We start from the raw sequence: 8642 nt of genomic DNA on the forward strand, positions 1-8642 counted from the left end.
GACAGCTGATAGAAACAGAAGCCACTGGAGCACCTCAAAAACACCATCATACACTAAATCAGTAAGTTGGCAGCATCACCCGCGCAATAAAGTCAATCAATCACTCAATTATAAACTAACTCCCAGGTCGCCCAGCTGGTCAACGGACCGCTGGTCGCTTTTTCCGGCGCTGGCGTAACGTAGCCAATGTAATAAGTAAATATCCCGCCATCCACCGCCTTTTCGACCAGAGGCACCCGGTTTTGCTGCGGGTCAGCCGGGACAATTTTATTGCTCTTGTCCAGAGTATTATTGTCGTTAGTCGACAGCGCCAGGAAAATATGGCTGGCCCCATCCGCGCGCGTATTCGCCAGATAACCAGCGTTTTCATTGCTGACGGAATTAACCATAAACCCATCAATCCAGCGCACATTCACCATCCGAACTTCATCTTTATCCGCCGCGCCGCCATCATGACGAAGCTGGCAGTTTGAGAGTTCCAGCGTGAAAGGCTGTGGTTTCATAAATGCCCCCGCCCCGCGATCGTGTACTTCTGCCAGGCTGACCGGCGCCAGCCAGACGCTTCCACTCCCTGCATTATTGCCGCCGTTAAGCGCCACGCTACAGGAGATGTCGGTCACCCGTCCGGCAAAATCAACCCGCCCACGATCGTAATTCGTCTCGAATCCCCACGCCGAGGAGGCAATAAGCGTCCCGCTTATCAGGGCCAACTGAATGAGTCGTGTGCTATTTTTATACTTTGCTGAATCACTCATACCCGCCTCCCGCATTAATCGTACGTCAGGTTAAAGACCAGGTGCGACTCCACTTCACCGGTACTGGTAGTCGGCGCATATTGATAGAAGCGCGCATGGAGAGGCAGGGTGATATAACGAGTTTCCTGGTTTTGTAATGTACCAATATTATATTTTTTGTTGAATTCCAGAGGAGTGTTGTCCTTTATAACCTGCACACCAACGCCCTTAGCAGCAGAATTTCCTGTCTTTTCGTTTAGTAGAACACCTTGATTCGCTGATGTATTTGTAGCTAATGTTCCAGAAAATGAGGTGTTAATATTTGCATAACCACTGACACTGACTCCCCCACTACACTCCAGTTTAATATCAAATGGTGTACCGCCAGCCCAGGTCCCCACCCCTTTTAAATCAGCTCGTTTAATCGTGCCTATATCGACATTCATATTTTTGCCACCTAAAATGGTACAAGAAGGTGAAACAATTGTAATGGCATCAGCATTAAGGCTGGTTTTAAGGATTGTAAATTCTGGTCCGTACTCTGTATACGGCCCACTGGCTATGGTTCCACTCCCTGTTGTGGTACTGGTCTTAATTATATCTAATGTGAATGTTGAACCTGCGAGTATAAAGGAGGAACCTGTCGTGGTATAACTATCAGGGTAGATCATACTGATCTCCCCTTTACGTGAGAAACGTAAACCAATTCCAGGAATTGCAGTTGAATAGACTTTATTGGCCCCCTGAACCAAACCAGCAGCAACAATTTTCGCATCTAATTTCAGAGTAGTAATTCTATCACATTTAACATAAATCGTATTATCATCCGGCATTGGCCATGTTTTAGTTGCAATGACACTCCCTACTGGTAAGTCCGGGCTAACAACCACGCGCCCCATATCCATATTAATTTCATAGGCACTATTAGGTTGCCAACATGATGCCCATGCTGACGTTGTCCCCAGCGCCATTAAGCCAATAAAAAGCGTCAGTTTTTTCATTAGCGACATAGCGTTTCCTTTGTTTTTTCCTGACTTAATTCCACCGAGCACTGTCCGCCGCTCCACTTAACCGTGGCCTTCGGCGCGCTGGCGTCGCTGATAAACATCATGCTGCCCTGCCCCACCACGCCGATCTCTTTCCCGGACGGACCGAATATCGTGGCGGCAAACGGTAACGGCAGGCCATTAGCCTGGCGCGCCCGCAGAGTGATGTTGTTCTGCAGCGTGGTATCGAAGGAGACCTTGACCACGCTCCCTTCCCACGGCACCACCTGCGCCACGGTACTGCCGAAGGCGACATCGTCATTGCTGCCTTTCGGGTCAATTTCAACGGAATTTATCCGGTAAGGCCGCAGATACGGCAGAATGGCGTAGCCGTTGCTGTCGATGCGGGTACCCGGCGAACCGGGCAACATCGCGCCCGCGGCATCTTTCGCCTCGATCAGCGCCATAGTAGTGCCGGTTTCCGGCGAGAATACGACGCCGTGCTGATGCGCGATTAGCGTCCCGCTGGCGCCCACGCCGCTCTGGCGATAGCCTTCGCCCTGGCTATAGCTGCCGTTCAGCGTCGTCCACGGGGTACGGTAACTGCCGTTCAGCGCCACATCGTGCTGGCCGCCAGTGGCGGTGGTCGTCGACACGCCGTAGTTAAGGTTGTTTTCGCTATCCAGCGAACCGTTGACGCCAATCTGCGAGCTGGCGAAACGCGAATTGTTAAACGCGGTATTCGATGTCAGGTTAGCGGTGCGGTTTTCACCGAACCACAGCGGGTAGCTAAAGTTGAGAGACACGCGATCGTCGCGGCGGTGGCCGGAACTATCCGGGGTATAGACGCGCTGGGCGCTGACCGACCACGAAAGCCGACCGTACATGTTGTTGTAACTAAACTGATACTGCTTTTCCGTCCCCGAACGGTTCCAGTAATCCGCCACCCGACCGCTCAGATAAAAACCGCCCCAGCCGTCCGGCAGGTTCTGGTTGACGGTAAAGGTCATCCCGTTTTTCTGGCGCCACACGGTGTAGTTGCTGTTGTAGTTCTTCTCCTGATCGACGGCGTAGAGGGCGTCGTTCAGGTTGTAGTAGCCTTTGGTGGAGTAGCGATACGCCGCCAGCACGATGCTGGTCTGGGTTTCGGTAAACATGCGGTTAAAGGTGGCGCGATAGCTTTGACCGTGCTCGTCAAGGGTATCGCTCTTCAGCCGCGAGTGAGTCACGTCGAAGGAGAGCGCGCCGATGCCGGTGTTCATCCCGGTCCCCAGCAGGAACGCCTGATAGTCATCAAATCCGGTGACGCCGGTATAGCCGGTAAACAGGTTATTTAAACCATGCTGCCAGGTTCCCTGGTAGAGCATCGGTTTATTACGCAGCGAACTATCGTCGACTTTACCGGCGGAGAGCGCGTAGCGGGTCATCCCCGGACGCAGCAGCTGCGCTACCGAGGCGTAAGGTACGCTGAATACCTCGACCGAACCATCGCCCTCTTTAACCGACACTTCAAGGTCGCTACCGTAGCCGGAAGGATAGACATCCTGCAGGGTAAACGGCCCCGGCGGCACCGTGGTCTGATAGATAATATTGCTGCCCTGGCGCACCGTCACCAGGGCGTTGCTTTGCGCCACGCCGCGAATTTCAGGGGCGTAGGAGCGCATGCCGTCGGGAAACATATTGTCATCGGTCGCCAGGTTAACCCCGCGCAGGCCGATGGTGTCAAAGAACTCGCCGTTGGTAAAAATCTGCCCGCCGCTGACTATCGAGTTAATCTGCGGAATCGGCCGCTGCAGATAGGTCTGGTTGCTGTTCCAGTGCGCTTTCCCCTGCTGCTGCTGCCAGTTCAGGTTACCGATATGCTTGAGCAGCCAGCCGTCCCACGACAGGCCCGCGTTAACGCCAAGATACGCGCTGCTGTTATCGGAACCGTTGGCCGAGGAGATATGGCTGTTCCAGGCGTTGGCCATCCAGCCTAAATTCAGCGCCGCAACGCCTTTATCCCAGAATTGCGGGCTGACAAAGTTTTTCAGGCGCTGATCTTCGTAGATTTGCGGTACGGCAATATCCAGTCTCAGGGAGGACTGAATCAGCGTGTCTTTGACGTTATCTTCGTGACGCCACTCCTGCAGGCGTCCGCAGAAGCCCTCTTTTTCGCTGAGCTGCGGATTTAATTTTTCCGGCGAAATCCCATACTGCATCAGCATCGCTTTGGTATAGCAGACGCCCATTTTGCCGTCTTTACCGGCGGTGATTTTCAGGTCGTAGCGCCCTTTCCATTCGCCGTTGGTATAGACATCAAGGGAGTAGACGCCCTCGCTGATAGCGCTGGTCGAGAAGCGCGACAGGTCGACCTTTTCGCGACTGCCGACGATAAAACCATCGTTAAATTGATAGATCGTTCCCGGGTTTTCCTGTCCGCTGGAAAATGGCGGAAAGCAGCACAGCGCGATGGCGATCGCGGTGCTTAATCTTCCCGGGCAGAATGACCTCTGCTTCATTAGCTTTTCCCTTATTTAACGGCCACTTTCACTGCGACATCGGCGCCATAGTCATTAATGTTGTTAACGGTCAGGGTTTCGCCGCGGTTGACGGCGGAGGAGAGCGCCACCGTCTGGCTGGACTGCGGCGCCAGCATCACGGTTTTACTGTTCAGGGCTTTACCGCCGTCGCGGGAAATACGGCTGACGGTAATGTAGAACGGCGTCGGGTTGTTGATGGCGAGACTACTGCCGCTGGCGGTCAGGGTCAGCTTCTCGGCCGCCGCATCGCGGTTGCCCAGTCCGGCAGGACGATAAATAAATTTAAAGCGCGAACGGATCGCCAGCTGCAGCACGTTCTGGCCTTCATTTTTCTGATTGGCCACCACCGGCGGAATTTCCAGCAGATTCAGCCACCACAGCGTCTCTTTATCTTTCGCCAGACCGGCGCTGCTACCGAGCTTAATACGCAGCGTCTGGCCGCTCTTGGCGTCAACGCGCGAAATCGGCGGGGTGATAATAAACGGGGTGGTAATGGTATCCGGTGTGGCATCGGCATCGCCGTTATCCAGCCAGGCCTGCGCCAGCGCCGGACGGTCGGCGTTATTTGAAAGCTGTACCGTTATTTCTTTTTCATTTCCTGGATAAATAAAGCGGGTACCGTTAACAATAATATTGTTGGCATGGGCCGCAAAACTAAAAATGAAAAAGAAAAAAAGGGCAATACGCTTCATGCTGACCTCAGAATAAAAATACAAGCGGCGGACATTGCCGCTTTATTATTGTTATTAACTGCCCCATCGCGGGGCAGTTTTATTTTCTGACGGAATTACTGGTAAGTAATTTCGTAAGTCGCGTAGCTGTTAACCACACCGGTGGTTACCTTGGTCGGCGCGCTGGTGGCGTAGCCTACGTAGTAGGTGAAACGCGCGCCATCAGCTACAGCGGAAGCGTCGCCTGTCGCTTTCGGCTGAGTGCTGCCACCCGGGATGATTTTGTTGGTCAGCGCGGTAGCGTTGTCAGTAGACAGCACCAGCTGGATGTTCTGAGCACCGGAAGCTTCGGTGTTCGCCAGGTAGCCCTGTTGTTTGCCGGTTGCGCCAGCCAGCAGGTTACCGCCGGTCCAGTTCACGCTTACGCCATCCTGTTTAGTGTCATCAGCAGCCTGGCAGTTAGAGACGTCAATGGTGAAAGATTTCGGTTTCAGGTAAGTATCCGCTTCTGCCGCTTTAACTTCAGTCAGGGTTACCGGAGACAGGTAAACGTTCGCATCGCTGCCCTGGCCGTTAACGGAAACAGTACAGGATACATCGGTAACTTTACCGAAGAAATTAACCTGGCCGCCGCCAACAGTGGTATCAGCTGCATGGGCAGCAGTCATGCCAAAAAACGCGGTTGCCATTGCTGCAGAGAGAAGAACCTTTTTCATTGTCATTTCCTTGTCAGAGTGAATTGCGAATCAATGAGCACACTGTGAATTCGCATAGAACCAGAAACATCAGGCGATGCTGATTTATGCCACTGCTATACCGAATCAACTTGAAGATGCAGGCTTGAGAACCTGAAAATTATCATTAATTCGAGATGCCAAAGAGCCTGCGATCTCTGGAAGAGTCACAGTAAAAAATTGGTCTATTGCCGCCTTGAAGTGAATCGCCACGGATAATCTAGACACTTCCGAGCCGTTGATAATACTGGTTTTCATATTCTGTCGGTGACATCTGTTCGCTAGAACCATGCCGACGCTTACTGTTATAAAACATTTCGATGTAATCAAAAATATCGCTGCGGGCTTCTTCCCGCGTTCCGTAGATTTTTTTCTTTATCCGTTCACGTTTCAACAACTGGAAAAAGCTTTCTGCAACCGCATTATCATGGCAGTTACCGCGACGGCTCATGCTGCCCTCCAGGCCGTGTGATTTCAGGAACGACTGCCACTCATGGCTTGTGTACTGACTGCCCTGATCCGAATGAACCAGCACCTGTTTTTGGGGATTACGCCGCCATACAGCCATCAGCAGTGCGTTCAGGACAATGTCCTTTGTCATCCGGGATTGTATGGACCAGCCGATAATTTTGCGTGAGAACAGATCAACAACCACGGCAAGATACAGCCAGCCTTCGTGGGTCCTGATGTAGGTTATGTCCGTTACCCAACTCTCATCCGGAGCATCCGGATTGAACTGTCGCTGGAGCCTGTTGGGCGACACGATACTGGCCTCGCCTTTACGTGCCCGCGGGCTCCGGTATCCGACCTGAGCCTTTATCCCGACACGTTTCATCAGTCGCCAGACTCTGTTCACTCCGCACTGTTGCCCGCTGTCCCGCAGATCCAGATGGATTTTGCGATAACCATAGACGCATCCCGATTCCAGCCAGAACTGTTTAATCTGTCCTGTCAGTCTCAGGTCTGCCTGATGGCGTTGTGAATGCGGCTGCTGAAGCCAGGCGTAAAAACCACTGGGATGAACATCCAGCACCCGACAGAGCAGGCGAACAGGCCAGCAACAGGTGTTGTCACGGATAAAGGCGTACCTCAGTCGGACAGCTTTGCGAAGTACGCCGCGGCTTTTTTTAATATGTCCCGTTCGTCGGTAACCCGCTTCAGCTCTTTCTGGAGACGGCGGATCTCGGCCTGAGCATCTGACTCTTCTTTATTAGTGGAAGAATCTGGACCGTACTTCTTTATCCAGGCGTAAAGGCTGTGGGTGGTGATATCGAGACGTGTTGCAACGCTGGCAACAGAATAACCGCGATCAACAACCTCTCTTTAAGCCATCTTAAATGACTCTGAGGTGTCTGTTAAACCCGTGGCGATTCAGATCAGGCAAAAGCGATAGTATGAGAGAATTTGCTACTGGCTGACTTACTGAAGCGGCTTTTCACGGCAGGTTTGTAACCGGCACGACCACGCAAAACCTGCACCGCTACGGCTTCGTAGCGTTCATGCTGCTTTTGTTTAGCTTGTGCTGGAGACATAATTTTGTACCTGACGGTAGTTATAAACAAATAAGTTGCAGTAACTATACATCACGAATCTACGTCACGCAATAGTGTACTATTGTTGCAACTTCGATGTACTTCCAGATTACAAAGTAAGTCCTGATCTCTTAGCAAATGTGGTGAACAGAATTGCCATTCCTTCAGCGGATTGTGTCGGGGGTGGATGTCAATCTGGTAACTCCGGGCTGACTGCATCGCCACGCAGGCGCATGATGGTTTGTCGTGAGGTCCCAAACCCGCGGGCAATGGCGCTGATACTGGCACCTGCTTTCAGTTGTTCAAGCGCTGCCTGCCGCTGTTCCTGGTTAAGCGCCGGCGGCCGGCCAAACCGTTTGCCTGCTGCCCTAGCCCTTGCCAGGCCGGAATGCGTGCGTTCAATCAGCAGGTCCTTTTCAAACTCAGCCACAGCCGAAATGACCTGCATGGTCATCTTTCCGGCCGCGCTGGTGAGGTCCACGCCACCCAGCGCGAGGCAGTGTACGCGAATACCGGATGCTGCCAGCTGCTCTACGGTCTTTCGCACGTCCATTGCGTCACGGCCCAGGCGATCAAGTTTGGTCACTATCAGCACATCATCATTTTCCATGCGATCAAGTAGTCTGGCAAAACCGGGGCGTTCGCTGGCAGCCACTGATCCGCTGATTTGTTCCTCAATCAGGCGCTGGGGTTTAACGGTAAAACCGGCTGCTTCAATTTCTCGGCGCTGGTTTTCAGTGGTCTGTTCCAGTGTGGAGACCCGGCAGTAAGCAAAAACTCGTGACATGGCGTAATTTTGTGTACGAAATGGATGTACGAATTATAACGCATGTACGAAACTAATTTCACTAAGTTTTGAACAGGTGCTGTAAGCGGTGTCCGAAATCGGTCGGTTTCGGACGTTTAAGTCACATGCACGTTAACTGTCGGTATTCATCGCCTCACTAGTACTACTCTGCTAGTTCATCATGTTCTTCGAGAGCATATTCAAAATCGGCAAAAAGCAAGAAATTTTCTATCCTATAAGCCTGATTTAACTTAATTCGTTGGTATCTTTCGTTCAATAATCGCCATGCTGTTTTCCGTAGTACCATCGGTACGGATTCATCTTTTAAAGTACGCATGAGCACAGAACAGGTTGTCAGAAAAGCAGCGTCCTTACGTTTTCGGTAATACGCATCAGTCGAACAAACCGCAATGATCTCGATTGATTCAGGGTGATGACAGATAGCATTAACCGTAGTTTGTTCATGTATCTGTGCCTTGAGTTCAGCCTGAATTTTTGATTGATGATACATAGCCTTGAGATAGCTAAACATGATTTCCCCATCGAACAGTAAGTCGTGTCAATTCCTAGAGTTAACACATTTCTGATCATGACTCACACGTTACGTTCAGTCGGTAGCCATCTGTGCAAAAAATGCGCTTAGCGTAGGATAATTTCCTTTTTCCAAGCGGACCCC

Annotated in this window: 8 protein-coding genes and 2 pseudogenes; all 10 read right to left on the reverse strand. The window is 51.8% G+C overall.

Annotation, left to right across the window (positions count from 1 at the left end; all coding sequences use genetic code 11):
- Positions 1-104 precede the first annotated feature (104 nt).
- The 10 genes and pseudogenes from OGX94_RS20650 to OGX94_RS20695 all read right to left on the reverse strand — a co-directional run bounded on the left by OGX94_RS20650 (position 105) and on the right by OGX94_RS20695 (position 8498).
- On the reverse strand, positions 105-755 hold the full coding sequence (locus OGX94_RS20650; protein ID WP_001283944.1) for a fimbrial protein: 651 nt from the start codon (positions 753-755) through the stop codon (positions 105-107).
- Positions 756-769: 14 nt separating this feature from the next.
- Entirely contained in the window at positions 770-1744 is a 975-nt protein-coding gene (locus tag OGX94_RS20655; protein WP_104868952.1) for a fimbrial protein, read from the reverse strand.
- Complete coding sequence (locus OGX94_RS20660; RefSeq protein WP_058659872.1) at positions 1735-4221, reverse strand: fimbria/pilus outer membrane usher protein; 2487 nt, start codon at positions 4219-4221, stop codon at positions 1735-1737. Before OGX94_RS20660 ends, OGX94_RS20655 begins: the two co-directional genes overlap by 10 nt.
- 11 nt (positions 4222-4232) lie before the next feature.
- The gene (mrkB, locus tag OGX94_RS20665; RefSeq protein ID WP_102217442.1) at positions 4233-4934 is read right to left on the reverse strand and encodes a type 3 fimbria chaperone MrkB; all 702 of its coding nucleotides are present in this window, start codon (positions 4932-4934) and stop codon (positions 4233-4235) included.
- 95 nt (positions 4935-5029) lie between these two features.
- Complete coding sequence (gene mrkA, locus OGX94_RS20670; protein ID WP_104868953.1) at positions 5030-5629, reverse strand: type 3 fimbria major subunit MrkA; 600 nt, start codon at positions 5627-5629, stop codon at positions 5030-5032.
- A 105-nt stretch (positions 5630-5734) separates the two neighbouring features.
- A pseudogene (locus tag OGX94_RS20675) lies at positions 5735-5848 on the reverse strand (IS630 family transposase); the annotation flags it as partial.
- Between the two features lie 19 nt (positions 5849-5867).
- Positions 5868-6970 (reverse strand): annotated as a pseudogene (locus OGX94_RS20680) (IS3 family transposase); the annotation flags it as partial.
- Positions 6971-7023: 53 nt separating this feature from the next.
- Positions 7024-7179, reverse strand: coding sequence for a hypothetical protein (locus OGX94_RS20685; RefSeq protein ID WP_000074143.1), 156 nt, complete (start codon positions 7177-7179; stop codon positions 7024-7026).
- 190 nt (positions 7180-7369) lie between these two features.
- Complete coding sequence (locus tag OGX94_RS20690) at positions 7370-7966, reverse strand: recombinase family protein (protein WP_058670665.1); 597 nt, start codon at positions 7964-7966, stop codon at positions 7370-7372.
- Positions 7967-8129: 163 nt separating this feature from the next.
- Positions 8130-8498, reverse strand: coding sequence for a hypothetical protein (locus tag OGX94_RS20695; protein WP_032435799.1), 369 nt, complete (start codon positions 8496-8498; stop codon positions 8130-8132).
- Between the last annotated feature and the right edge of the window lie 144 nt (positions 8499-8642).

The organism is Citrobacter sp. Cpo037 (assembly GCF_030332945.1).
GTDB classification, from domain to species: Bacteria; Pseudomonadota; Gammaproteobacteria; order Enterobacterales; family Enterobacteriaceae; genus Citrobacter; species Citrobacter portucalensis.